Source organism: Bartonella sp. AA126HLJHH (assembly GCF_042197425.1).
GTDB lineage: Bacteria > Pseudomonadota > Alphaproteobacteria > Rhizobiales > Rhizobiaceae > Bartonella.
Genome location: NZ_JBHIRU010000017.1, coordinates 1 through 24,529, shown reverse-complemented (window position 1 = coordinate 24,529; position 24,529 = coordinate 1). Strand labels below are relative to the sequence as shown.

The following is a 24,529-nucleotide window of genomic DNA, read 5'->3' as shown; positions in this document are numbered from 1 at the left end:
ACTTCAAACCATCACGTAAATGAAAAGTAATCACCGTACTGTGATCATCACCTGAAACATCCCAATGTGTTGCTAAAGCGGGAACCATTTTAGCAGGATCATTTGTCGCAGTACTGACCAAATTATCACAAACATTGCGAACAATTTCACTTCCATAAACATCATTAAGTTGTGCGGGATCAAATGTACTAATTGCATCAAGATTCCAAGCCATCACAAGGGTATCAGCGGGTGTTTTTGCTGAAACTTGTTGTGCAACCATCGCCAATGCCATAAGAGCAGAAACAAGAGAGCTGCTATTTTGTAATATTTTTTTCTTCAAGTTCATAGACTTTTCCTTTTAAAGTTTACTATATAAATTTCCCACACAACAAGCACATGCTTAATAATAAGGTTAGATGATCCATAAGCGCCTCAAACAAAGTATTATTAAAACCTTCAAACAACACCACTTACCAACCACGGACTTCTACCCATGGCTATAAGCCAAGACAAACCAAAACATGCAACAACAAACACTCTGACATACAATGAATGCTCCCCATAACAGAGCCTATTCATGATGTCATAACGCCTACGATTGAAGACTATAAAACCACTATTTTCTCTCTTTTGTCGGGTAAGCTTGTCTCTTCTTTCCTCTCGCCTTTTTATGCCATCAAAAGACTCTTCTTTGTTAGCTTAAGCGCCTTAATAACAAAGAGCTCTACTAACAATTTGACATTTTAACAAAACAGGAAAATTCACCCATCAACCGACATGATCTCCTCCCCCTACAAGAGGAATTTTGAATTTTTCCATAATCCTCTGCCAAATAACAGCTTTTAAATTATATTTTATTTCTAAATAAAAGGAGCATAGGCTCCCCCTGATATTCCTTTACGCACCCACACATAACAAAACTTTTTTCCACATCGTATTTTTAATATCTTTGCTCCTTTAACAACACTCAATTCATTGCTTACATTTTTTCAGAAAAAAAGATCTTTTCAATGCACTAAGGTTGAAATATCTAAATATAATACCTATATAAGCACACCCTTATTAGAATAGATAGTCTTTTTTTAAGTAAACTGTCTTGAAATATTATTTCTATACACGACAATAATAAGTTCGTTACAAAATCTTCAATATACTAGAACTCTCACTCTGATAAGAAATGCTGAAACGTTATAAAATTTCTCTACAAATTCTCGAGACGAAAGGATATCCCTTCATTTAATAAAAGAAGCGCCATGAAAATATCGCAAAAAATGCAATAAAACATGTGTATATTTCAAAAACCAGCACCGTTAACCAGACTAAGGTGATAAACTCAAAAAGTAAGAAAAAATAAAAAAATGTTTTTCCTTTATGATAATAACATCGCTGTACCATGATAATACAATAAAAAACACGATCTTTGAAAGTATATTAAAATGAAGCGAAAAAAAAAATTATTAGATTCTTTTCATGCGTTTCTTGGAGGAAAATCACGCCGCGTTAGTCTAAAATTGCTTATCCTTTCATTCTTCATTGGTATCGTAATGAATTTTTTGGGATGGACACCTCGAAACCTCATACAAAAAATAGTCGATTTTTTTCAATCACTATGGGAAGCAGGATTTATAACGCTTACAAATTTCTTCCATATAACTATGACAGGAGCTATTGTTGTTGTGCCTATTTTTCTTATCTTACGAATTTTTCATAAAAAATAAAAGCCTTAACATTTTCCTTGCGTTAATCTTTTCGAAAAATCAAACGACACAAAAATCCTGTAGTAATAGCAATAATCACTGCAACAATACCGTATAAAAAACGATACTTGTGCGCTGCATAAAAAATTGTATAGGTGATATGTGCTTTAACAATTTCAAGAGTCGTTGTTGCACTATCAATAAACTGTCCATCACGAAAAAGATAAGCACGAACTTTATAATGTCCAACTGGGATATTTGCTGGCAAACGAAAATGCGCTGTGAAAAGTGTGTCAGAACCAAAACGAACCCCACCCACTTCCTCATAATAAAGGCTTTTAGCTTTTTGCAATTTTATAAGTTCATCGCGAAAGATTTGTATTTTTTTCTGATCTTGTTCATCCGTCTGCAATGGCAAATAGAGTAATCCTAACCCTAAGCGTTTATAATCTTCAATGCTCGTAATATCGTCAATTTCACGTGTTGTGACCATAGAGTAAAAAAGAGGAACCTTTTTAAAAATAAGAGAATCTGTATTGACCCATACACCGGCATTGCGTTTTTTTTCTCGCATCACCATTGTCCGATCTTGTCCCTCCAAGCTTACAACAATATCATAACGGTTCTGTCGAGAATATAACGGATCAATATTTTCTAAAACACCAGCAATATAAAGATCACGACCAGCAAAATTTGCATCCACAGTAATCGTATTCGTTGTTACAATAATTTGGACAGTTTCGTGGTCAACTTGATCAATGAATGTAGCTGGCGTCCCAACATGTGACCATGTAGAAAAAGAAATAAAACAAAAGCAACCTGTAATGATGTATAAAGAAAATAATCTACCCATTTTTATCTCATAAGAATATCCAGAGAGAAAAGATTATCAGGGCGTATAAATAATTGAAAAGCAAGACGCATACACACAATCAACACTAAAAATGCAAGTGCCATACGCAATTGTTCAGCCTTTAACTTCCGTCCAACCCGTGTTCCATATTGCGCACCAATACTTCCTCCAAGCATTAACAAAAAAGCCAAGACAATATCAACGGACTGATTAGTCATACTTTGCAAAACTGTCGTGAAAGAAGACACAAATGTAATCTGAAAAAGTGAAGTCCCAATCACCACACTGGTTGGAACACGCAGAAGATAAATCAATGCTGGGATCATAAAGAACCCCCCACCAATTCCCATAATAGAAGACAACAACCCCACGATGAGTCCAATCCCTAAAACTGGAATAATGCTAACATATATCATAGATGTCCGAAAACGCATTTTTAAGGGTAAGCGATGAATCCAGTTATGTCGACCAGCAAGACGAATATTGGCTTTTCCTGCCTTACGCTTGCGCATCATATCATACCAACTTTCAACGATCATCAAGCTTCCTACACTTCCAAGAAGAATCACATAAAGAAGCGAAATCATTAAATCTAATTGACCTAACTTTTTCAAAACAGAGAAAACCTGAATCCCGATTAAAGAACCAATCCCTCCTCCAAACGCCAAAAGAATACCAAGTTTAATATCGAGCGTACGTCTTCTAAAATGTGTAATTGCTCCTGTTACAGATGAAGCAATCATCTGGTTGGCACCTGTTCCAACAGCAATAGCAGGAGGAATATTATAAAAAATCAATAACGGCGTGATGAGAAACCCACCACCGATTCCAAAAAGTCCTGAAAAAAAACCAGCAACGACTCCCATACCAATCAAGATCAGCATATTGAGTGACATTTCAGCAATTGGTAAATAAATACTCACTTACAGAACCTTCAAGATAATTTGAGGTTTTTTTACAATTAGAGAATCCTTCTCCAATTATCCTCTTTTCCAATAATCTCTGTTGCGTGTTTAAAAGGATAATTTTAGTTGCTATAGCTTCCGCACAAACACGAATGCGCAATACATTTCACATCTATTAACGTCAACATCATAAAAATTAAAAAAAACGAGCTCCTTTTAAAAAGCTATAAAAACATAACGTTATCGCTACCACAAATGCAACGGTTAAAAAACAAAGAACACCTTTTTTTAGCAAATAAGATAAAAACGACACATGTTCCCGAGACTGCGTCCTTAAAGAAGAAAAATCATTCTCAATGCAATGATTAGATGCCTGAGCACCCATCATCCCCTTTTCTTTTATCACAGCATGCTTCACTACTCCCTCAACCTTTTTAAAAGCAGATTGCAGAGCATCACTGGGCAAAGGGCTTCTATTTTCTTGCTGCAACGTATTTTCAACATTTGTTTGGAGTGAAATTATGCTGTTTTCTTTCGAATAATTTTGCACCTTTTGAAGTAATAAGCGTTCTTGATTTCCCTCACATTCCATGTGAGCAAGTTTTTGTACAACAGAATCAGGTGATTTTGAACGAGACACCCGTCGTGTTACCGCTGCTTCTTCTAAGCTTTTTTTTTCACTCTGCAAACTTTGAACAATTGTTTTAATCTGCTCTAAAGACTGGAAAAGCTTTTTTTCTCTTTGACGACGTATATAATGTTCAGCCAAAATGGCCCGACTAATATCATCTAAGTAAGATTTAAAATGCTCTTCTACAGAACTCTGCTGCATTAAAGAACGAGGCGAATGCTTCATTTGCATTTGCGCATAAACGGTGCGTAATTTTTGAGCAATATCCGACATCGTTACTTCTACAGAAGTATCCATTCTCTCTTTCTGTTCAACAAAAGAAAAGACTTTATCGTTCCTAACCTGTTTGGTCGCTTGGTCGATCGTATGACCCTTCGTATTCACAAACGCCTACCCCTCATTAACCTTTTTGAAAAGAATCGCAACAAATGATGAGAAAGTGTGCTCTATTTTAGTAAATAGAGCTTTAAGAACTCCCAAAAACTTTTTTGTTAGAAATATTTTCCCCAATCTTTATCTAAAATATTTGAAAGAAAGATCTTTAATTTTTCTGTCTTCAAGATTTGAAGAGCAAAATCATTCCCCCATTTTTATCTTTTTCACTTAATTTTTCATTGCATAAAGGACCTATTGCACCATCATAAATAAAGCATAAGAAACTAAAAAAGAATATTCTCACAAGACAGATTGATTTTTTTACTTTTTATTCAAGCAAATAAGGCAATTATGGCAATGCAAAAATATGAAGATTGAAAATAACGACGAGAAAGTACAAGTAAACATAAAAAAGCTTATACGAAAGAGAACACAAGTTATAAATTGAGACTTCATTCTAAACAATTTGGTTTCTTATGAGTATTGCTATAAACTTGTAACATACAAACAAAGAGGATCATTATGAAGATAATTGTCGCTGTCAAACGTGTTGTTGATTATAACATCAAGATACGCGTCAAACCGGATAGTACAGGCGTTGATCTGTCTCACGTAAAAATGTCTATGAATCCTTTTGATGAGATAGCCGTGGAGGAGGCCATTCGCCAAAAAGAATCCGGTAAAATTTCAGAAGTTCTTCTTGTTTCAATTGGCCCAGAAGCAGCTCAAGAAACTCTACGAACAGGACTTGCAATGGGAGCTGATCGCGCACTTCTTGTCACAACGGATCAAACACTTGAACCCTTAGCAATTGCTAAGATTCTCAAAACCATTGTTGATGAAGAAAAACCCGACATGGTCTTTTTAGGAAAACAAGCAATTGATGACGATAGCAACCAAACAGGACAAATGCTCGCTGCTCTTCTTGGGTGGGGACAAGCAACTTTTGCCTCACATCTTAACATAGAAAATGGGCATGCTACAGTTACTCGTGAAGTTGATAATGGAACACAAACCCTTTGTCTTCCCCTTCCCATGGTTATGACCGCCGATCTACGGCTCAATGAACCGCGTTACACCTCTCTCCCCAATATCATGAAAGCAAAAAAGAAAATCATTGAACAAAAATCTCTTACTGATCTTGGCGTCGATACGAAAGCACGCTTAACAATTTTAAGCGTTGAAGAGCCAAAACCCCGTCAATCCGGTATAAAAGTGGCAAATGTAGTAGAACTTGTCAGAGCCTTAAAACAGAAGAACTGCATTTAATATTCTCACCACTAGAGTAAAAGCAACACTCACATAAAAGGGCAAAAACTTATGGCAATTCTTTTATTGGCCGATCATAATACAGAAGAAACAGCAAAAGTACTCACCGCTGCACGCGTACTCAGTAATGATATCGATATTCTGGTTTGCGGAGAAAAAATTCAAACGATAGCGGAAAATAGTGCTAAACTTAATGGTGTGCGGCAAGTTCTTATTGCAAAAGCAGACTATTTAGCCCATCAACTTGCCGAGCCTATGGCAGATACAATTCTCATGTTAGCAAAGGATTATGATGTGATCATGGCAGCATCCAGCAGTACTGGGAAAAATGTGATGCCGCGCGTAGCAGCTCTTCTTGATCTTATGCAAATTTCAGATATTACCGCCATTCTTTCACCCAATACCTTCAAACGACCAATTTATGCAGGCAATGCATTTGAAACTGTACGCACCAATGATTATAAAAAGATTATAACAGTTCGCACCGCTTCTTTCACCCCAACGCCTTCCCAAAATAATTCTGCTCCCATTAAAACAATAACACCAGCTCCCAATCCAAATCTTTCTTCTTTCGTAAAAGCAGAGACAAACAAAAGTGATCGTCCTGAGCTCACCTCAGCACGTGTTATTATATCAGGCGGGCGTGGTCTTGGTTCTCAAGAGAAATTTATGGCCCTGCTTCTTCCTCTTGCAAACAAATTAAATGCTGCTTTAGGTGCCAGCCGCGCAGCAGTGGATGCAGGCTATGCTCCCAATGATTGGCAAATTGGACAAACAGGAAAAGTCGTTGCCCCTGAACTTTATATCGCCGTTGGCATTTCCGGTGCAATCCAGCATGTAGCCGGTATAATGGATGCACAAATTATTGTTGCCATTAATAAAGATGAAGAAGCTCCCATCATGCAAATTGCCGATTACACCCTTGTAGGTGATCTCCACCAAATTATTCCAGAATTGGAGAAAGCTTTATAAGCCATGAAAGCACTTCTGCATGACCAACGTGAAAGTATGGAGTTTGACATAGTCATTGTCGGAGCAGGACCAGCAGGGCTTTCTGCCGCAATTCGTTTTAAACAAATTAATCCTGAGCTTTCTGTCACAATTGTTGAAAAAGGGACCGAAGTTGGTGCACATATTCTCTCTGGCGCAGTTGTTGACCCCATTGGTATCGATACACTCTTACCAGAATGGCGAAATGATAACGACCATCCCTTTACAACCCCTGTCACACAGGACCAATTTTTTTTTCTAAAGCCTCAAAAGTCCACAATATTTCCCAATATTTTGCACCCTAAAACCTTATCAAATAACGGATGTTATATCGTTTCGCTTGGGAGCGTCTGCCGCTGGCTAAGCAAAAAAGCTGAAGCGTTGGGTGTTGAAATCTATCCTGGTTTTGCAGCAACAGAACCCATCATCCAAAAAGATAACGGAGCTATCATTGGTGTTCTCACCGGTGATATGGGGCTTAACAAAGATGGAACTCCTGGAAAAAATTATATGCCTGGGATGGCTTTATTGGCAAAATATACTCTGATTGCGGAAGGAGCACGCGGCTCAATTGCAAAACAACTGATACAACATTTTAATCTTAGCAAAAATCGAGAACCACAAAAATTTGGTCTTGGTCTCAAGGAGCTCTGGGAAATTGCCCCCAACAAACACCAACGCGGTTTAGTACAACATTTCACTGGTTGGCCCTTAGACAATAATACCGGTGGCGGTGGCTTTATTTATCACCAAGAAAACAATATCATTTCTGTCGGTTTTGTTGTGCACTTAGATTACAAAAATCCTTATCTTTCTCCCTTTGAAGAATTTCAACGTTTTAAAACACATCCAAAACTCTATAAAATCTTTAAAGGCGCAAAACGTCTTTCCTATGGTGCACGTGTTATCAGCGAAGGAGGTTGGCAATCTGTACCAAAACTCACCTTTCCTGGTGGAGCGCTTATTGGCTGCTCTGCTGGATTTGTCAATGTTCCTCGTATCAAAGGATCACACAATGCCATCTTATCTGGCATATTAGCTGCCGATAGAATTGCTACCGCTCTCGCACAAGGGCGTGCCCATGATGAGGTTAAAGAAATCGAAGAACAGTGGCGAAAAGGGCTCATTGGCAAAGATCTTTATAAAGTGCGAAATGCCAAACCGCTCTGGGCAAAATATGGGACAAAATATGGAATTAAACTTGCTGGTTTTGATATGTGGTGGCAACAACTGTTCGGATTTTCCTTATTTAAAACACTCTCCCACGGAAAGGAAGATTATGCATGCCTTGAACCAGCAGAAAAATTTCAACCCATTTCTTACCCAAAACCAGATGGCGTTGTAACCTTTGATCGCCTTTCAAGTGTTGCCCTTTCCAATACGCATCATGAAGAAAATCAACCTTGTCATTTAAAAATAGCCTCATTAAAAAAGCAAAAGGACTCTGAATATGCAATCTATGGAGGACCCTCTACACGCTATTGCCCCGCCGCTGTCTACGAGTGGCTAGAGGATAATGATCATCTGACTTATATGATAAACGCTTCAAATTGCATACATTGTAAAACATGCGATATCAAAGATCCAAACCAAAATATCACTTGGATCTGTCCGCAAGGCAATGAGGGCCCCTTCTATCCCAATATGTAATTCCCCAATGTATAATCATTGTTCATTTTCCTAAAATTGAAATATACAAAACGCAATGGATAAAAATATTTCCCTCAGATCAGAAATCTATCAATCACCTTCCTGCATACGTTCTTTCACAATGTAAAAAGAACTCTATTCTCATATAAAATACTCTCTTCACCGCATGAATTTTTTCAATAGAAAAACATAACATATTTTTATCAAATTTTTTTTATTTAAATGACAAAACAATAATAAATATATTCTTGACAATTCTGCGATAAAGGAACAGTCGCGGTTCTCGAAAACCTGAAGGAAAATAAGCCCGTTCTACTTTATCCCCTCTCCCATATGATCCAAAATGCTTTTAGCCCTCTCATAAGAAACATCAATCGTTTTAACTAGCCAAGAGCCCCCTGAAGATGCGCTTCACATTTATTTTTTCTCCTACACTTTGCCAAGTAATGCTCACTCAAGAAAACCACGAATGAATGTAGAAAAAACATCGTGAGATAAAGAGATAAAGAGCATGCTCGTTCAAGCCCTTTATAATGTTTCTACTGATAATGACACGAAAAAATCTTTAATCTCACATTAACCTTTTATTTTTGCATTAAAGATAATCGCCTTGCATCTAACCTTTACCAATATACTGCCCTTTACCAATATACTGCAATGAATGTGTACAGATACCGTAAAAATAAGCAGATGCCAAGCCATGGAGACTATCGCTATTAGCAAAACACCTGATAAAAAACAAAATAGCTTTCATGACCACTCTATGACGCGTTTTATAGAGTTGTTTTTTATAAAGCTTGTGCTTTCGCTATTGCTTGTAAATCAACATCCAAATTGAACACAAGTGGTATATTTAAAAGAAAGATTAAGGTGAATGAAAGCTCTGCACGCCGTTCCAGCTTTTGTAGCTAGAGCAAAAATATTGCATATTCTATTTGAGTAATCTCTGAAACGAAAATACAGCTTCATTTAGCAAGAACATCAAATCTGAAAGGAAAAACTGTTTTCCTCTTTACTATCATCTGTCCATTCGGTTTTAAAACTTTCAAAAGCATCACAATATCCTCTAAAAAGAAGAGATAACGTATTGTCCCCGCTTTTATTACTTACGTTTTTTTATGGGAGCATATCCTTCAGAAAAAATAAGGTATCCAAAATTAAAGCAGACTTGTGTTGTTCAGTCATGGGCTTGTTTTTAAGAGATAGCTCTCATATCAAACAATAATTTTGCGACACTATTCGAAAAAGGTATAACGCAATCCTGTGAACGAACAGTTCCATATTTATGAAATAAAAAGTACAAGCTAACAGCATTATTTTCTCTGCGATCTCCAATGAGGCGATAATCTTTGTTTTAAGGAGGTTTCAAGATGCACAAAAATGATTTTGATTAATTGACTATAAGAAGAGCTGAGATAATGTTACGATATTTAAAGCTCCTAATTAATAGGCAAAATAATAAATTTTCCATTATAAATCAAATCTTTAAGATAAAATTTAGCCTTAAACTTTTCTAAGGTACTCATTATACTGTATACTGTTAAAGCTGTAGAGAATATGAAAAAATAAAGTATTTTGCTGATAAGAGCTTATATTTGATCAATAACAATACAGTCAGCTGCCAGTTAACTGTATGTGTTTCAAAAGGGGCTGTTTACATTTGCTCAGAAAAACAGTTTGGATATCAATAGATATATTTGAAAAATCGGCGTTATGGAAATAATCTAAAAAGCTTAGCTTTTCAAAGAGCACAAAGAAGCATGAGATTATAACATGAGTAAAGTTGTTTTTTGGTTCTCGAAGGAAAAACTTTATAGAAAATCATGGGGCTGATAGAATATTGGTTACATTTGGAATTTGTTTTACTGGAAAAAATAACGCGGATCAAAATAGATAATAATGTTAAATTAAGACGTTAAATATGAAATTATCTTATTGTAGTGTAATCGATTATTCGAGTAAGGTAAGCCTTTGTAATGATAAAAAATGTGCTGGTAAAAAATGAGCCAAAATGGCTTATGAGTATGGATAAAAATCTTGTGGTGAGGAGAATTTAATGAAAAGAAAAGAGCATGTGTGAAAAAGCATATTTTATAGGTGCGCATGCTTATTCTGCACCCGTTATAGAATCAGGGCTTTATCTTGTGGCAACACCTATCGGAAATCTTGCAGATATTACGCTTCGTGCTTTGCAAGTGCTTGCAGGAATTGATATTTTAGCGTGTGAGGATACGCGAGTAACACGTGTTTTGTTGGAACGTTACGGCATTCAAAAAAAAACTTTTCTCTATCATGAATATAATGCGCAAAAAGCGGGTCCGAAGCTCTTAGCGGCTTTAGCAGAAAACAAAACAGTAGCACTTGTTTCAGATGCCGGAACACCACTTATTTCTGATCCTGGATTTCGATTGGTAGAAGAGGCCCGTAAAGCTGGTCATAAAATTATTCCTATTCCTGGAGCATCCGCTCTTTTAGCCGCTCTTATACCGACAGGGCTTCCTACGGATAGCTTTTTTTTTGCAGGTTTTTTGAGTGCACGAAAGCTACAGCGCCGAAAACGGTTGGAACAATTAAAAGAGATTCCAGCAACTTTGATTTTTTATGAATCACCGCATCGTCTTGTTGAAACTTTACAGGATATGGTCACACTTTTTTCGGCTAATCGACCTGCTGCCATTTGTCGTGAATTAACAAAAAAGTTTGAAACAGTAGATGTTTCCAATTTGGGAAATTTGTTAGAAAATTACAGAAAACAAGCACATATTCGTGGGGAAATTGTTGTACTTGTTGGAGAATCATCTTCTTCTTTAAATGTGATAAGTGATCAAGAAATTGATGAAATGCTATTAGAACGCGCACGGACACATTCTGCTGCTCAAGCGGCAGCTTTTGTTGCAAAAAAAACCGGTTTAAAAAAGCAAGAACTTTTTCAGCGATTAATCTTTTTAAAAAATGCGTAAAATAATACAAAAAAAACGCAGACAAAAGTCTTTTTATCGAGGGATTCGTGCAGAAAAATTGGCAGCTTGGTGGCTACGTTGCAAAGGGTTTCACATTGCCGAAAGGCGTTTTAAAACAAAATGTGGAGAAATTGATTTAATTGCACGACGCGGAAATCTTGTGTTAATCGTTGAAGTTAAAGCACGTTCAACGTTGGCTGAAGCAATGGAAGCGGTTTCCCGAATGAATGAAAAGCGAATTGAGGCAGCTGCCGATATTTGGCTCGCACGGCAAAAAGATTATGCCCTTTTGTCTGTACGCTTTGATTTAATTGCAATTTTACCTTGGCGTTGGCCACAGCATATCCCTGCATTTTTTACATCTGATCAATAAAAGGCCTCCCCGTTTTAACCATATTCAATAAAAAACATTTCGTTTTTATGTGCATATGCGTTAAAAAGTGTGTAATAATTGAGCGCTATAAGGAGCGAAATATGGATGATTATGAAAAGTTTGCAACAGGTTTGCTCATCATTTTTGGAGCGCTAATTATTGGTGGGTTAATGGCAATGCATATTGTGCTTATGAATAAACCAGGTTTTTTATTTGCATTAGCCGCAGCTGTTGTTGGTTGGTTTTCTGCTTTTGCCGTTCTCTTTGACAAGCCCAAAATCTATTTGGTTTTGATTATTCTTGCTATGTTATGTGTTGCTTCTTCAATTAGCGTTTATGTTAGTTAAAACACCTGAGATGTTGATTGAAATTCCTTTTAAAATATGAAACTGAGAAATAGATAATGAGACTTGGCTTTTTGGGAACGGGTACAATCAGTGCTTCAATGGTGAATGGCTTAATGACAAGCAACTTTGATGTTTCTTCCATTATTGTTTCGCCTCGCAATGCACAAACAGCAAAGCGCCTTTCACGTACTTATGATAAAGTTATGATTGCTGAAAATAACCAAGCGTTGCTCGATGTTAGTGATTGTGTTTTTCTTTGCTTGCCCAACCAAATTGCAGAAGACGTTTTGTGCTCTCTTCGTTTTCGTCCAGAACAGCTGGTTATTTCCGTACTTGCTATGGTAAAAGCAGCAGAAATAGAAGAGTGGATTAATCATAAAGTTTATCGTGCTGTTCCATTACCTTTTGTTGCAGAATGCAAAAATTTGACACCAATCTATCCCAATCATCCCTTTTTACGCACTTTATTTGATGCATTGGGGGGCACATTGGTGCTGGATAAGGAAGAGCAGTTTAATCTTTTTATGACAGCTGGTTCACTTATGGGAGTATATTTTAATTTTATAGAAACTGCCCATCAATGGTTTATAACACAAGGGTTAAAAAAACAACAATCAGCAGAATTCCTTACCATGATGTTTGGAAATCTTACAGATGAAATGCGTAAAACTATAGCAACGGATCGTTCTGTATCTCTCGATTTTTCACTGCTTGAAAAAGAGTTTTCAACAAAGGGTGGAACAAATGAATTTTTGTCAAATTACTTTTCTCAACAAGGGGGAAGGAATGCTTTAACAATGGCTCTTGAAGCTACTTTGCAAAAAATGAATGCTTCTAAAAAGAAATTTTAAGATTTATATCAAGAAAACTCGTATCAAAAAATGATTTTTAAAATATTTTTTACAACCTTTTACAATTTTTCTAAATTATTTTTATTTTCGGTCTTCTTCTTTTTGCCTCAAGTCCAATATTTTTTCTACCTCACGGCTCTAGCTCTTCAATTTTGTTCCCCTTCAGGTTATCCAAACGCATGAATAATTTTTTGTTTATTTAACCTATATATTCCATTCACACATTAAAACTTCCTCTTACAAAGAAGCGACTATTTTTATGTCTTTCATGATTGTGTTTTAATAAACTCTCTTAAACACCCCCCCATTCAAAAGAGTTGATTTTTTATTTGATCAACAATTTTACGATATAGTTTAGCATGCTCTTCACTAGGCTTAGCAACAAAAATAGGGATTCCCTCATCTGAAGAAAATCTTAAAGCTGCATCAAGCGGTATTTCCGCTAAGAAAGGGACTTCTCGACGTTCTGCTTCTGCCCGTGCACCACCATAGCCAAAAATATCATAGCGTTTTCCCGTATCAGGAGCGATAAAATAACTCATATTCTCAATGAGTCCTAGAATAGGAACATTAACTTTCATGAACATTTCTATTGCTTTACGCGCATCCACTAAAGCAAGATCTTGGGGCGTAGAAACAACCAACGCACCTGTTAATTGTACCTGTTGGGCAAGCGTTAATTGTGCATCCCCTGTACCGGGCGGCATATCAACGACTAAAACGTCCAAAGGGCCCCATACAACATCTCGTAACAATTGCGTTACAGCTGCCATAACCATAGGACCGCGCCAGACCACCGGCTTTTCTTCCTCCACCAAAAATCCCATCGACATCAATTTCAGTCCAAATTTTTCAAGAGGTTGAAGCTTTTTTTCTCCAATAAGCTGTGGTTTTTGATTAACAAGTCCTGTCAAACGTGGCAACGAAGGACCATAAATATCAGCATCCATCACCCCCGTCTTGAAACCAGAATCTTGTAAAGCTAAGGCGATATTTATTGCCATCGTAGATTTCCCGACCCCTCCTTTTCCAGAAGCAACAGCAATCACATGCCTCACACCTTCTATGGGCATTTTGATCGGTAAGAGATTGGCTCTCCGACTAGGTGCTGTCTTTGTTATTTTTTCTGCTGTAAGTGTAACAACAGCAGATTTCACTCCCTCCAAAGCACATACCACCTTTTCAGCAGAACGACGCAATGATTCCCATTTTTGCACACCTCCATCAGGAACTGTAATGGAAAAGAAAACCTTACCATCAGCAATCAATATTTCTGAAAGAAGACCCAACGACACAATATCGCTTTCAAGATCTGGTCCTTTGATTGTACGTAATACGTTGCGGACAGCCTCACTTGTGATAAGATCCATGTTCTTTCCTCTCTATAAAAATACTAGCAAATATAAGCATAAGAACGAAAAATACTTACAAAGTTCATCACCTGATAATTTTGTTCATCACTTGATAATTTTCTACTTTACTCAGCATTATAAAGTATACATCTCTTATCTCTTTAAAAATATGAAACCATCCTTAAAATAAAGAAGCTCAAACATAAAATCTGCTATAAAATCCTATCAATCACGTTTGTGTTACAACCACTTTAATGAATATTCTGATAAAAATTTTGTAAAAACAAAAACTGAAAAAAACTCTTAATCTTAAAGGATATTTTAAATTGAGCATAGCAGTAATTAGTCACACCTTCTTTAATTATTTAAGTCCCTAGCCATTTATGTTCTGTAGATTCAATCGTTATTTTCTAACACTCCTACAGTATTGTAAAAAGCGTTACAGATAGTTATAAGGTGTTTTGTATTCTTTCAAGAGAGAGAAAAACAATCTAAGATTGACTTTTTTTATATTTTTCCTTATGGGTTAACAGCCATATGATAGGATAAAATTGTTTATCTCGCGCATAACTACTCATAAAACGAAGATTAAGAAGGGCCGCACTCCGCGGTATTTAAATAAATGAAACGTACTTACCAACCCTCTAAACTTGTCCGTAAACGCCGCCATGGGTTTCGTGCACGCATGGCCACAGCTGGAGGACGTAAAGTTATTGCTGCAAGACGTGCTCGTGGACGTAAGCGGCTTTCTGCTTAACCATTTAAATTTTCACAACCGTTGAGGATTGCTCATCGTTTCTTCGTTGTGAAACTTTTATTATGAACCTACAATGTCTGCTTGCAGGCATTTAATGAAATTGCGAAATATTCTTTTATGAAGAAAAAACATCCCTGCCGTATTCGCAAAAGAGCAGACTTTTTGGCTGTCCGTACAGGAGAAAAACGACGTGGTCCTTTATTTTTGCTCGAAGTTAAATCTCGTGAACAAACAACAGAAAGAAAAGATTCTCTTTTTGCACGTGTAGGCTTCACTGTTACCCGTAAAAACGGTAACGCTGTGAAACGTAATCGTATCAAAAGGCGCTTGCGTGAGGCCGTGAGAGTTGGTGTAACAAACCACATGGAAGCAGGAACAGACTATGTCATTGTAGCGTACCGTGATGTGTTACATGCACCTTTTACATCCTTGATTAGTGAATTAAATCGGCGAATAAAACCAAAAATTAAACATCAGCAACAACAACAAGGGTGTACGGATGGAATATAATCGCAATTTCTTTATCGCTATTGGCTTATCTTTCGTAGTGCTCATCGCATGGCAATTTCTTCATGTTGCTCCCAAACAAGCAAAGTTACAAAAACAACAAGTCATCGCACAGCAATTGTCAAAACAACAATCAGCCCTTTCTACTACCACGACAGATTTTTCTGATGATACCTCAACGTATCAAGCTACATCTATCATCGAACAGCCCATGACACCTGAAATCCGGAAAGCTGTATTGGACAAAACAGAGCGTATTGCGATCAAAACCAATGAACTGGAAGGCTCTATTAATCTTGTTGGTGCACAATTTGATGATCTTCACCTCAAAAAATATCGTTTAACAGTCGATAAAAAATCACCGGAAATCGATTTGCTAAATCCTAAAGGTTTCAAAACAACCTACCTTGCTGAATTTGGTTTTGCAAGTGCGTCTTTGCCAGCAAAAGCCTTGCCACAATCGGATACAAAATGGCAAATAGAGGGAAACAATACAATCCTGACTCCTTCAACACCCATCACTTTAATTTATAATAATGGACAGGGACAAATCTTCCGGCGGACCCTTTCTGTTGATAATCATTTCATGTTTACCATTGAGGATTCTATCAGCAATGAAAGTGATCAACCAATACATCTCTCGTCCTATGCCCGCGTTGCACGTGCTGCACCACCAGAACATACAAATGCAACCTATTTACTTCATGAAGGTATGATAGGTATTGCAGGAGATTCGCTCAAAACTGAAAAATATAAAACCTTAGCAGAGCTTGACCCAAATCCTGATAATGGGCAAAAAAGCATGACTTTTTCCAAAGTAACAGGAGGTTGGATTGGTATTACCGATAAATATTGGGCTGTAGCAGTTATTCCCCCGCAAAATAAAGAATATACAAGCCGTTTTATTTATTTTGATCGTTTGCAAACGCATTATCAGTCTGACTTGCTAGGGTCGCTTTTAACGATTGCCCCAAATGAAACAAAAACTGTTACAAATCGTCTTTTTGCTGGTGCAAAACAAGTTGAAATTATTAATAATTATCAAAATGACCTAAAAATAAAAAAGTTTGCTCTTTTAATTGATTGGGGCTGGTTTGATTTCATCACCAAACCAATGTTTTCCCTCATTGATATTCTTTATAAACAAACAGGGAATTTTGGTATCGCCATCCTTCTTGTCACAGTTCTCTTAAAAACTCTTCTTTTCCCTCTAGCCAATAAATCTTATAAATCTATGGCACGCATGAAGCTTTTACAACCGCGGTTGCTAGAAATAAAAGAAAAGTATCCCGATGACCAAACCAAACAACAAAAGGCAATAATAGATCTATATAAAACCGAAAAAATAAATCCCCTTGCAGGCTGTTGGCCAATGTTGGTTCAATTCCCAATATTCTTTGCTCTTTATAAAGTTCTCTATATCACTATTGAAATGCGCCATGCCCCTTTCTTTGGCTGGATTAAAGATTTAGCGGCACCCGATCCAACTTCTCTTTTTAACTTGTTTGGTCTCTTGCCATATACAACGCCAACATTTCTTATGATTGGTGCATGGCCTTTGATTATGGGAATAACGATGTTTTTACAAATGCGTATGAATCCTGCTCCTCAAGACCAAACCCAAGCGATGATATTCACATGGATGCCTGTTGTCTTTACTTTTATGCTCGCCTCTTTCCCTGTTGGTCTCGTCATCTATTGGGCATGGAACAATATATTATCAATCATTCAGCAAGGTATCATGATGAAGCGCCAAGGAGTTAAAATTGAGCTTTTTGATAATCTGAAAGCCATCTGGAGAAGATCACCCAAAAAAGAAGTGCATGAATGACAAGAGATTCTTCCCTTTCTGGAATTTTTTCTCGCAATTGGATTTTTATTCGTGGTGTACCAGAAATACGCTTTCTCCCCCCTGAAGGACCACCAGAAATTGCATTTGCAGGTCGTTCCAATGTTGGAAAATCATCTTTAATCAACGCACTCGTCCAACAAAAAAGCTTAGCACGTACCTCAAATACACCAGGACGGACTCAAGAGCTTAATTATTTTGTCCCCGATGGATTCAGTGGGCAACTAGGAGACCTTCCCCCTCTAGCATTAGTAGATATGCCTGGTTATGGTTTTGCTGCTGCTCCTAAAAATCTTGTTGATGCGTGGACAAATTTGATTTTTAGCTATTTACGGGGGCGCACAACGTTAAAACGTGTATATATCTTGATTGATTCACGGCACGGAATCAAAAATAATGATGAAGATGTTCTTGCTCTCCTTGATAAAGCAGCTGTTTCTTATCACATTGTTTTGACAAAAAGCGATAAAATCAAATCAAATGCTTTGGAAAAATTAATTATGAGCACACAAACAAAGCTTCTTAAACGCCCAGCAGCTTATCCTGAGCTTCTTGTAACCTCTTCAGAAAAAGCTATCGGTTTAGAAGAATTACGTGCTGCCATTTTGCAAACCATCGCATAAGAGAACAATTCCTAGTCATTAACAATTTATTAATTATAATTACTAGCAACTACTAATGATCTTGTACTTCTAGTCAAGCATCTTTATAAAAATGATTACTTGAAAGAATTCTCTTCAACTCTATTTGATAGTGTAAATTATGCTGACACTTTTTCACTCTCCCCTATCCTCTGCCTCGCGCTTCATACGCCTCATTCTTGGGGAATATGGTGTAACCACTCAACTGATTGAAGAATATGAATGGGCAAGAAGACACGAATTTCTAGCCCTCAATCCCGCTGGTCATGTTCCTGTTTTTCTCGATGAACACGAGGTTCCATTATCAGGTCCTCTTGTTATCTGCGAATATTTAGACGAAACACATGGAAGTTTACGACAAGAAAATAAGCTCTTTCCAGAAAATCCTTTAGATCGTGCGGAAGTACGCCGTCTCAATGACTGGTTCTTAAATAAATTCGAAAATGAAGCAACGCGCCATATCGTACGAGAACGAATCCATAAACGTGAAATGCCACTTGCCATTGGCGGTGGTGCTCCTAATTCACAAATTTTACGCAATGCACGTGCTAATATTTTACCACATATGAACTATCTCAATTGGCTCTGTGCCTCTCGCGATAGCTTAGTCGGTTCTGCCTTGTCCTATGCAGATCTAGCAGCAGCAGCCTCTATTTCTGTACTTGACTTTCTAGGGGAAATTGACTGGGAACAATCTCCTGCTGCCAAAGACTGGTATATGAGAATTAAATCACGCCCTTCTTTTCGTTCTCTTTTAACAGATCGCGTCCGCGGAATTGTTGCAAGTGCTCACTATGCAGATCTTGATTTCTAGCCTTCTCTCACAAACAAAAATAAAAGTGATATTTTATCTAAAGGATATTTATAGGTTTATGAATTTTTATGCATGCGTATAAACAATATAATAATACATTGATTTATGATCGTATTAAACAGAGAATAAAACCCATTATAATTGAATCACAAAAATCACTTTCTTATCGTGTCACAAAAAAGATCAGCACAGGGATAAAAAATACTTAAGAAAGGATTTTAAAGACTCTCTTTAAATACAAGAGCTGTAGCATCATTAGAAGCTAGGCAAATAAAATAACAATACTTAACGCATGTTATACTCCATTCTCCCCAATATATGAAAAAACGCATTGCATAATATATATCCTATTTTCTTTATAATAAACAAAGCCTCATCATGCGTTTTTACAACATAACAATTTTTTCAACTGACTTTCCTAAAAGATGAAGAATCCGCCCAACTCTCGTGTGTAAATAATCCAACTTCTTGTTAGCCCCTTGTTTTTACCCCTTTTTACGTGATTTTATCTATGGATAACGTATTGATATACAATGATAAATAATCGTTTTCTTATGCGTCACAAATGGAATTGATGAGTGAAAATGACTAAGTTAAAACATTAAAGGCTAACAAAACGTATGATAATGTTGATTTGCTCTATTTATGAAGCATAAAGATAGTGGCGCAGAATAGATTTTATATTATTCATGGATATTCTCTCGTGATACCACTCACGAGCACTATCATAAAATAAGTTTAGAAGAATTGATAAATATTTCTTTAAGAAAAGCGCATGAATTGACAACATAGGTCTATTTTGTTTGGGAGATCTTATTTTGCATGAAGAACGCTCCCCTTTAAAGAACGAAAAAAAAGCGTAAAGTAATACACAATCTTCATAAGGTTTCATAAGCAAACCTTACTTAAGAATATTCATCTCACACTCTAACGAAAAACATCTCTATTTAAATTTGTAGATCTTATATCACTTGCTCTAAACAACAGTGTTTTACAGCACAACAAGATAAATTAAAGCAGGAAAAAATTTTTCTATAAAGAAAAAGAACCATTGGAAAGAAGGCAAGAATTTGCCTATACTGCACAGTAAAGTATCATAAGGAGATAAAAATGCGCCTTACAGTTGTTGGTGCAAATGGAAGAATGGGACGTGAACTCATTACAGCAATCCAGCAGAGGAAAGATGTAGAGCTTTGTGCTGTTCTTGTACGTAAAGGTTCACCGTTTGTAGGAAAAGATGCCAGTGCATTAATTGGTTCAGATTCTCTTGGGATTAGTATCACTGATGATCCCGAAAATGCCTTTTCTAATACAGAAGGTATTTTAGATTTTTCACAACCAGAAGCCAGCATTCTTTATGCTAACTACGCTGCTCAAAAAAGCCTTGTCCATATTATTGGCACCACAGGATTTAGCAAAACAGAAGAAGAAAAAATTGCAGATTTTGCGAAATATACAACTATTGTCAAATCTGGGAATATGAGCCTTGGAATAAATCTTTTAGCCAACCTTGTAAAGAAAGCCGCTAAAGCATTAGAAGCCGATGATTTTGATATCGAAGTTTATGAAATGCATCACGCTAACAAAGTTGATGCTCCTTCTGGAACAGCCCTTCTTCTTGGCCAAGCAGCAGCTGAAGGCCGCAATGTTATGCTTAAAAATGTGTGTGTCAATGAACGCAATGGTCATATAGGTAAACGCAAAAAAGGCGCCATTGGCTTTTCCTGTTCACGTGGTGGGACAGTTGTTGGAGAACACAGTGTCATTTTTGCTGGTTCCAATGAGCGCATTGTTCTTTCACATACAGCGCAAGAACGCTCTATCTTTGCCAATGGCGCATTAAAAGCAGCTTTATGGGCACAAAATCATGAAAGCGGTCTTTATTCAATGTTCGATGTTTTGGGATTGAACGATGAATTTTAAACAATCAATAGAATAGAGGCAATTTATAATGGGACGCATACTTACACTAATTCGTCATGGACAAAGTGAATGGAATCTCAAAAACCTTTTTACCGGTTGGAAAGATCCCGATTTAACAGAAAAAGGTCATGCAGAAGCGATAGCAGCAGGAAAAAAACTGAAAGAATATGGTTTGAGGTTTGATATCGCTTATACATCTGCCTTACAGCGAGCTCAAAAAACCGCTCAGCACATTTTAGAGCAAATGGGACAATCAGATTTAGAAGTGATAAAAAATCCCGCATTAAATGAACGTAATTATGGTGATCTTTCTGGTTTAAATAAAGATGAAGTACGCCAACAATGGGGGCAGGAGCAAGTGCAAATGTGGCGCCGCTCCTATACGATTGCGCCGCCGAATGGAGAAAGCCTACGCGATACCGGTGCACGCATCTGGCCTTATTATCTTTACCATATCCAGCCTTATATTTTGCGCTCCCAAACTGTTTTGATCGCAGCACATGGAAATTCTCTTCGTGCTCTTATTATGGCGCTTGAAGGTCTCTCCGGTGAGGAAATTATATCTCAAGAATTAGCGACCGGCATTCCTATTATTTACACATTTAATCCGGATTCAACAATTTTATCAAAGACAGTCCTCACACCTTAAACTTCTAAAATCATGATCTCCCTCAAAAGTTCAATGCTATCGTTTTAAGCTGAAAAAATAAATTCTATAATTTTATTGACAGAGTTGCTTCATGCGCTTAGATGGATTTTATAAGCCCAAATGGCGGAATTGGTAGACGCGCAGGTTTCAGGTACCCGTGCCGTAAGGCGTGGAGGTTCGAGTCCTCTTTTGGGCACCATGCTCTTTTTTATCCAAAACAATTTATTGATTTTCCATATGTTTTTTACAGTGAGGGACGCGTAAATAAAAGTGAGGGAATAGGATTTTCTAACATTTCTCTATAAAGCACGCTTCGCACAATGTTTCTAATGTTTCTTTGAAGTCTGCTAACGCTTCTTGATGTAAGCCATCTAAAAGTCTCATAAACGCAACAACAGTTTCACGTTGCAACGGAGTAGAAGGTTTTATTATGATGCTTTTTCGACAAGAATAGGCTTCTTTTTTTAAGAGAGAAGCCATTGCTTTATCTAAACCATAAAGCTCTATGATCTTTTCTTCCAGTTCTACAGGAACAGATTTTTTGCCAATTTCTACAGCAGATAAAAATGATACAGATATGTCTAATTTCTTAGCCATATCTAAGAGGCGTTCTGAATGATCAACCCGAAGTTTCCGTAAAATTTTACCAAAAGATGTAACCATATAAAAAGTCCTATTAGAGAAGAAATATTTTCTTCTGATTCTAACAAATCTTTTTATGATTTTCTTCAATTATTGCGAATCAGAACTTCTTTTCGAGGTGTTTTTTTAGCAAAACCAGATGTCCAAAGGGTCTCTAATTCTAAAAAGTCAAAATCCTTAAAGATCTCTCGAACCGCATCACAATCATTGAGACTCAAGACAAATTTGCCTTGTATGCTTTTGAGAACTTTTGCCATACTCACAAAATCATCTTCAACAAAATTCCCAGAGCTGTAACACTTCTTCTTTACAAGATAAGGCGGGTCTAAATAAAATAAACTGTCGGGTGTATCAAAAAGTTCGACAACTCGCTCCCACGATAAATTTAAGATTGTTGTATCAAGAAGCTTCTGTCTAACACGCCGCATCCTTGATAACAGCTTATCGGGATTAAATGCTATAGGCTTTTTCCTTCCAAAGCTAAAAGAGACATAATCTTTTTTCCCATACATCACACAACGTTGGAGAAACAAAAAACGTGCGGCTCTTTCAACTTTGGAAAGGCTTTCTGGGGCAATAGATGCAAGTTCAAAAAACAACTGTCTTGAACAAACAAACCATTCTAGTCGTTTAGCTAAATCATCAAAGTCATTTTGAACACATTGAAACAGGTTCGTAATCTCTCCATTCAGATCATTAATAACGGAATATTTTGCTGGTCTTTTATTTAGGAAAATAACACCAGAGCCTAAAAACGGTTCAACATAGGTTTCATGGTCAATATTATTTAAAATCGGTATAATTTTCTTACGCAGATAGTGTTTACCACCCATCCACGCAAACAATGTTTGTGTAAATTCTTGTTTCATCATATTTTTAAAGGAGAGATTTGATATCTAACTTTTTGTTATCCACTTTTTGAGGTGTGAGAAACTATTCTCTATGGCGTCCACAAAACGGGAAAAATCTATTACGAACATAAAGACAATAAAGGCTATCAATTTCATGATGCGTGACATCATCTTTAAGCCTTGATAGGTCTCTATCATCTCGTGAAGGAGTTGTTGTTCTTTTTCTGTAAGACCTTTATCTTTGCTGCTTCGTTTCTTGACCATCTTTCCAACCACATAAATGGGCTCCCTGCTTGTTATGCTTCAAAATATCTCTTGCAAGGTTGGAACTGATGACCTCAACATCCTGATTATCCAAATAAATGGGCAACCAGCCACCACAAGAAACAGACCTATTTGCCGCGCACCCAACGAGAAAGTTCAGAGCGCACACCAGCATCACTTTTTCGATTAACTTCATTTTCTACCTCAAGACGGGTTGTTGCTGTCTTTAAAGCATTCTCTGTTTGCTTTTGCCGTTCGCTTTGCTTGCCAAGCTGAAATGCCTTGGCTAAAGCCATAAAAAAAACGGCTAAAGCCGCTGTAAACATAAGAGAATATTTCTTTAGCCAAAAAATCATAAGCGTTGCTCCCGAAACCGCTTGGCGACAATCACTATGCCCGTTACAGCCGCTAAAACCATGATGCCTGCTAATGCCCATTGCACCGGTCCATTGCCTGCTAACAAGCCGCCAAAACCAGAACAAGACCCTATAATCGGGGCAAGTGCTTCTATTTTAAGAAGTCCTGTTGCCGTTTTCGTTTCTACCCTTTGATAATTCGAAGAAACATAAGCCCCTTTTACCCATAATCCCGCTTCTGCTGCTCGACGGTTGGCTAAACCAGCAAGAGGCTTCCCACCGACCTTATTCCATTTCTGTAATTCAACAGGAACGGCTTCATAATCGCCTTGATTAAGCTTCTTCAACAATGTTGACTTGCAAAAAGCAGCTTTTCCTACATTATAGCAAAACGAGACCAATGCCGCGAATTGGCAATCCGTTAACGAAACCGTGACCGATTCCTCTACCGTCTTCTCAAATTGCTTTAAGTCCTCACAAAGAATTTTTTCCGCTTGCTCTTTGTTAATACACATGCCTTTTTTGACAAGGGGGTGACCCGCATTGCTGGTGTGACCATAACCAATCGTCCAAACACATGCCGTATCTCTATAAGCCTCTAAACGCAATCCTTCCCATTGTTTGATAAGTTCTAATCCTTCTTTCGATATCTTTCTCATCTGACGCTCCATAAAAAAAGCCCCACAAAAGTGAGGCTGGATAAAAATGTTTTTTTATGATCTCTATTGGCTATGCTCTTTGATCAACTGTTCGACTTCTTCAACACGAAAGCCAAGTTGAAAGAGCGGTGCATATTCGCTTTCCTGTAATTCATACTGACAACGCTTTTCGACAAAATCACCATTTGAATCAAACGGTATTTCTGTTGTTCGACAAACCTTATGCGTATCATCTTCTACCCCCTCTTCCCCTTCACTGAGTTCTTTGACAAAAAACCAATAAAAACGCGTTGTCAAAAGCATCTCTAGCCTTCTTACTGTTTCAACTTTGTCAAAAGAAAGCATGTTCAGATAATCTTCTTTGCTATTTAAATGTTCTGGA

Annotated in this window: 26 protein-coding genes, 1 tRNA gene and 1 pseudogene; 16 read left to right on the top strand and 12 right to left on the bottom strand. The window is 37.2% G+C overall.

Annotated elements, in window-relative coordinates; translation table 11 throughout:
* A pseudogene (locus tag ACFIQC_RS07850) lies at positions 1 to 328 on the bottom strand (ABC transporter substrate-binding protein); the annotation flags it as partial.
* Positions 329 to 1,418: 1,090 nt separating this feature from the next.
* Between ACFIQC_RS07850 and ACFIQC_RS07845 the strand changes: the two are divergent.
* A complete protein-coding gene (locus ACFIQC_RS07845) occupies positions 1,419 to 1,700 on the top strand; it encodes a DUF6460 domain-containing protein (protein WP_375621636.1) in 282 nt (93 codons plus the stop codon).
* Positions 1,701 to 1,722: 22 nt separating this feature from the next.
* Here ACFIQC_RS07845 and ACFIQC_RS07840 read toward each other — a convergent pair whose 3' ends face one another.
* From ACFIQC_RS07840 to ACFIQC_RS07830, 3 genes are all read right to left on the bottom strand, one after another.
* The gene (locus ACFIQC_RS07840) at positions 1,723 to 2,532 is read right to left on the bottom strand and encodes a TIGR02186 family protein (RefSeq protein ID WP_273790722.1); all 810 of its coding nucleotides are present in this window, start codon (positions 2,530 to 2,532) and stop codon (positions 1,723 to 1,725) included.
* A gap of 2 nt (positions 2,533 to 2,534) precedes the next feature.
* Entirely contained in the window at positions 2,535 to 3,455 is a 921-nt protein-coding gene (locus ACFIQC_RS07835; RefSeq protein WP_375630341.1) for a sulfite exporter TauE/SafE family protein, read from the bottom strand.
* 178 nt (positions 3,456 to 3,633) lie between these two features.
* Positions 3,634 to 4,452: a hypothetical protein gene (locus tag ACFIQC_RS07830; protein WP_375630340.1), complete on the bottom strand. Its 819-nt coding sequence runs from the start codon at positions 4,450 to 4,452 to the stop codon at positions 3,634 to 3,636.
* A 513-nt stretch (positions 4,453 to 4,965) separates the two neighbouring features.
* Between ACFIQC_RS07830 and ACFIQC_RS07825 the strand changes: the two genes are divergently transcribed.
* Genes ACFIQC_RS07825 through ACFIQC_RS07815 form a run of 3 tightly spaced genes read left to right on the top strand, consistent with a single transcriptional unit; the run spans position 4,966 to position 8,352 of the window.
* Complete coding sequence (locus ACFIQC_RS07825; RefSeq protein ID WP_375621633.1) at positions 4,966 to 5,712, top strand: electron transfer flavoprotein subunit beta/FixA family protein; 747 nt, start codon at positions 4,966 to 4,968, stop codon at positions 5,710 to 5,712.
* A gap of 51 nt (positions 5,713 to 5,763) precedes the next feature.
* On the top strand, positions 5,764 to 6,684 hold the full coding sequence (locus ACFIQC_RS07820) for an electron transfer flavoprotein subunit alpha/FixB family protein (protein WP_375641025.1): 921 nt from the start codon (positions 5,764 to 5,766) through the stop codon (positions 6,682 to 6,684).
* 3 nt (positions 6,685 to 6,687) lie between these two features.
* The gene (locus tag ACFIQC_RS07815; protein WP_375706979.1) at positions 6,688 to 8,352 is read left to right on the top strand and encodes a 4Fe-4S dicluster domain-containing protein; all 1,665 of its coding nucleotides are present in this window, start codon (positions 6,688 to 6,690) and stop codon (positions 8,350 to 8,352) included.
* 616 nt (positions 8,353 to 8,968) lie between these two features.
* On the opposite strand, the gene ACFIQC_RS07810 is transcribed toward ACFIQC_RS07815, so the two are convergent.
* Entirely contained in the window at positions 8,969 to 9,106 is a 138-nt protein-coding gene (locus tag ACFIQC_RS07810; protein ID WP_375621630.1) for a hypothetical protein, read from the bottom strand.
* A 1,318-nt stretch (positions 9,107 to 10,424) separates the two neighbouring features.
* Here ACFIQC_RS07810 and rsmI point away from each other — a divergent pair.
* The 4 genes from rsmI (at position 10,425) to ACFIQC_RS07790 (ending at position 12,883) form a co-directional block, all read left to right on the top strand.
* The gene (rsmI, locus tag ACFIQC_RS07805; RefSeq protein WP_375706978.1) at positions 10,425 to 11,312 is read left to right on the top strand and encodes a 16S rRNA (cytidine(1402)-2'-O)-methyltransferase; all 888 of its coding nucleotides are present in this window, start codon (positions 10,425 to 10,427) and stop codon (positions 11,310 to 11,312) included.
* Between the two features lie 4 nt (positions 11,313 to 11,316).
* Positions 11,317 to 11,685, top strand: coding sequence for a YraN family protein (locus tag ACFIQC_RS07800; RefSeq protein ID WP_375612280.1), 369 nt, complete (start codon positions 11,317 to 11,319; stop codon positions 11,683 to 11,685).
* A gap of 101 nt (positions 11,686 to 11,786) precedes the next feature.
* The gene (locus ACFIQC_RS07795; RefSeq protein ID WP_375612261.1) at positions 11,787 to 12,032 is read left to right on the top strand and encodes a hypothetical protein; all 246 of its coding nucleotides are present in this window, start codon (positions 11,787 to 11,789) and stop codon (positions 12,030 to 12,032) included.
* A 56-nt stretch (positions 12,033 to 12,088) separates the two neighbouring features.
* The gene (locus ACFIQC_RS07790; RefSeq protein ID WP_375621628.1) at positions 12,089 to 12,883 is read left to right on the top strand and encodes a pyrroline-5-carboxylate reductase; all 795 of its coding nucleotides are present in this window, start codon (positions 12,089 to 12,091) and stop codon (positions 12,881 to 12,883) included.
* 308 nt (positions 12,884 to 13,191) lie between these two features.
* Here ACFIQC_RS07790 and ACFIQC_RS07785 read toward each other — a convergent pair whose 3' ends face one another.
* Positions 13,192 to 14,253, bottom strand: coding sequence for an Mrp/NBP35 family ATP-binding protein (locus ACFIQC_RS07785; protein ID WP_375706977.1), 1,062 nt, complete (start codon positions 14,251 to 14,253; stop codon positions 13,192 to 13,194).
* Between the two features lie 604 nt (positions 14,254 to 14,857).
* Between ACFIQC_RS07785 and rpmH the strand changes: the two genes are divergently transcribed.
* The 8 genes from rpmH (at position 14,858) to ACFIQC_RS07745 (ending at position 21,574) form a co-directional block, all read left to right on the top strand.
* Positions 14,858 to 14,992 (top strand): 50S ribosomal protein L34, encoded by a 135-nt coding sequence (rpmH, locus tag ACFIQC_RS07780; protein WP_005864709.1) that lies wholly within the window; start codon positions 14,858 to 14,860, stop codon positions 14,990 to 14,992.
* 117 nt (positions 14,993 to 15,109) lie between these two features.
* Positions 15,110 to 15,502, top strand: coding sequence for a ribonuclease P protein component (rnpA, locus tag ACFIQC_RS07775; RefSeq protein WP_375612257.1), 393 nt, complete (start codon positions 15,110 to 15,112; stop codon positions 15,500 to 15,502).
* Entirely contained in the window at positions 15,492 to 17,330 is a 1,839-nt protein-coding gene (yidC, locus tag ACFIQC_RS07770; RefSeq protein ID WP_375612256.1) for a membrane protein insertase YidC, read from the top strand. The genes rnpA and yidC overlap by 11 nt, the downstream gene beginning before the upstream one ends.
* Positions 17,327 to 17,971, top strand: a complete 645-nt coding sequence (gene yihA, locus ACFIQC_RS07765; RefSeq protein ID WP_375612255.1) for a ribosome biogenesis GTP-binding protein YihA/YsxC — start codon at positions 17,327 to 17,329, stop codon at positions 17,969 to 17,971. Before yidC ends, yihA begins: the two co-directional genes overlap by 4 nt.
* Before the next feature lie 139 nt (positions 17,972 to 18,110).
* Positions 18,111 to 18,803 (top strand): glutathione S-transferase family protein, encoded by a 693-nt coding sequence (locus tag ACFIQC_RS07760; protein WP_375612254.1) that lies wholly within the window; start codon positions 18,111 to 18,113, stop codon positions 18,801 to 18,803.
* Between the two features lie 1,110 nt (positions 18,804 to 19,913).
* Positions 19,914 to 20,726 carry a 4-hydroxy-tetrahydrodipicolinate reductase gene (gene dapB, locus ACFIQC_RS07755; protein ID WP_375706976.1) on the top strand — a complete coding sequence of 271 codons (813 nt, stop codon included), beginning with the start codon at positions 19,914 to 19,916 and terminating at the stop codon, positions 20,724 to 20,726.
* A gap of 28 nt (positions 20,727 to 20,754) precedes the next feature.
* Positions 20,755 to 21,375: a 2,3-bisphosphoglycerate-dependent phosphoglycerate mutase gene (locus ACFIQC_RS07750; protein WP_375633246.1), complete on the top strand. Its 621-nt coding sequence runs from the start codon at positions 20,755 to 20,757 to the stop codon at positions 21,373 to 21,375.
* Positions 21,376 to 21,489: 114 nt separating this feature from the next.
* Positions 21,490 to 21,574: transfer RNA gene (locus ACFIQC_RS07745), tRNA-Leu, on the top strand.
* Between the two features lie 89 nt (positions 21,575 to 21,663).
* Here ACFIQC_RS07745 and ACFIQC_RS07740 read toward each other — a convergent pair.
* From ACFIQC_RS07740 to ACFIQC_RS07715, 6 genes are all read right to left on the bottom strand, one after another.
* Positions 21,664 to 22,038, bottom strand: a complete 375-nt coding sequence (locus ACFIQC_RS07740; protein WP_375648391.1) for a helix-turn-helix domain-containing protein — start codon at positions 22,036 to 22,038, stop codon at positions 21,664 to 21,666.
* A 65-nt stretch (positions 22,039 to 22,103) separates the two neighbouring features.
* Positions 22,104 to 22,889 (bottom strand): DNA adenine methylase, encoded by a 786-nt coding sequence (locus tag ACFIQC_RS07735; RefSeq protein ID WP_375706975.1) that lies wholly within the window; start codon positions 22,887 to 22,889, stop codon positions 22,104 to 22,106.
* A gap of 24 nt (positions 22,890 to 22,913) precedes the next feature.
* Positions 22,914 to 23,144, bottom strand: coding sequence for a hypothetical protein (locus ACFIQC_RS07730; protein WP_375706974.1), 231 nt, complete (start codon positions 23,142 to 23,144; stop codon positions 22,914 to 22,916).
* Between the two features lie 116 nt (positions 23,145 to 23,260).
* Positions 23,261 to 23,488: a hypothetical protein gene (locus tag ACFIQC_RS07725; protein ID WP_375611041.1), complete on the bottom strand. Its 228-nt coding sequence runs from the start codon at positions 23,486 to 23,488 to the stop codon at positions 23,261 to 23,263.
* Complete coding sequence (locus ACFIQC_RS07720; RefSeq protein WP_375706973.1) at positions 23,485 to 24,147, bottom strand: lysozyme; 663 nt, start codon at positions 24,145 to 24,147, stop codon at positions 23,485 to 23,487. The genes ACFIQC_RS07725 and ACFIQC_RS07720 overlap by 4 nt, the downstream gene beginning before the upstream one ends.
* A 63-nt stretch (positions 24,148 to 24,210) precedes the next feature.
* Positions 24,211 to 24,529 (bottom strand): hypothetical protein (locus tag ACFIQC_RS07715; protein WP_375706972.1); only part of this gene is annotated, 319 nt, incomplete at its 5' end.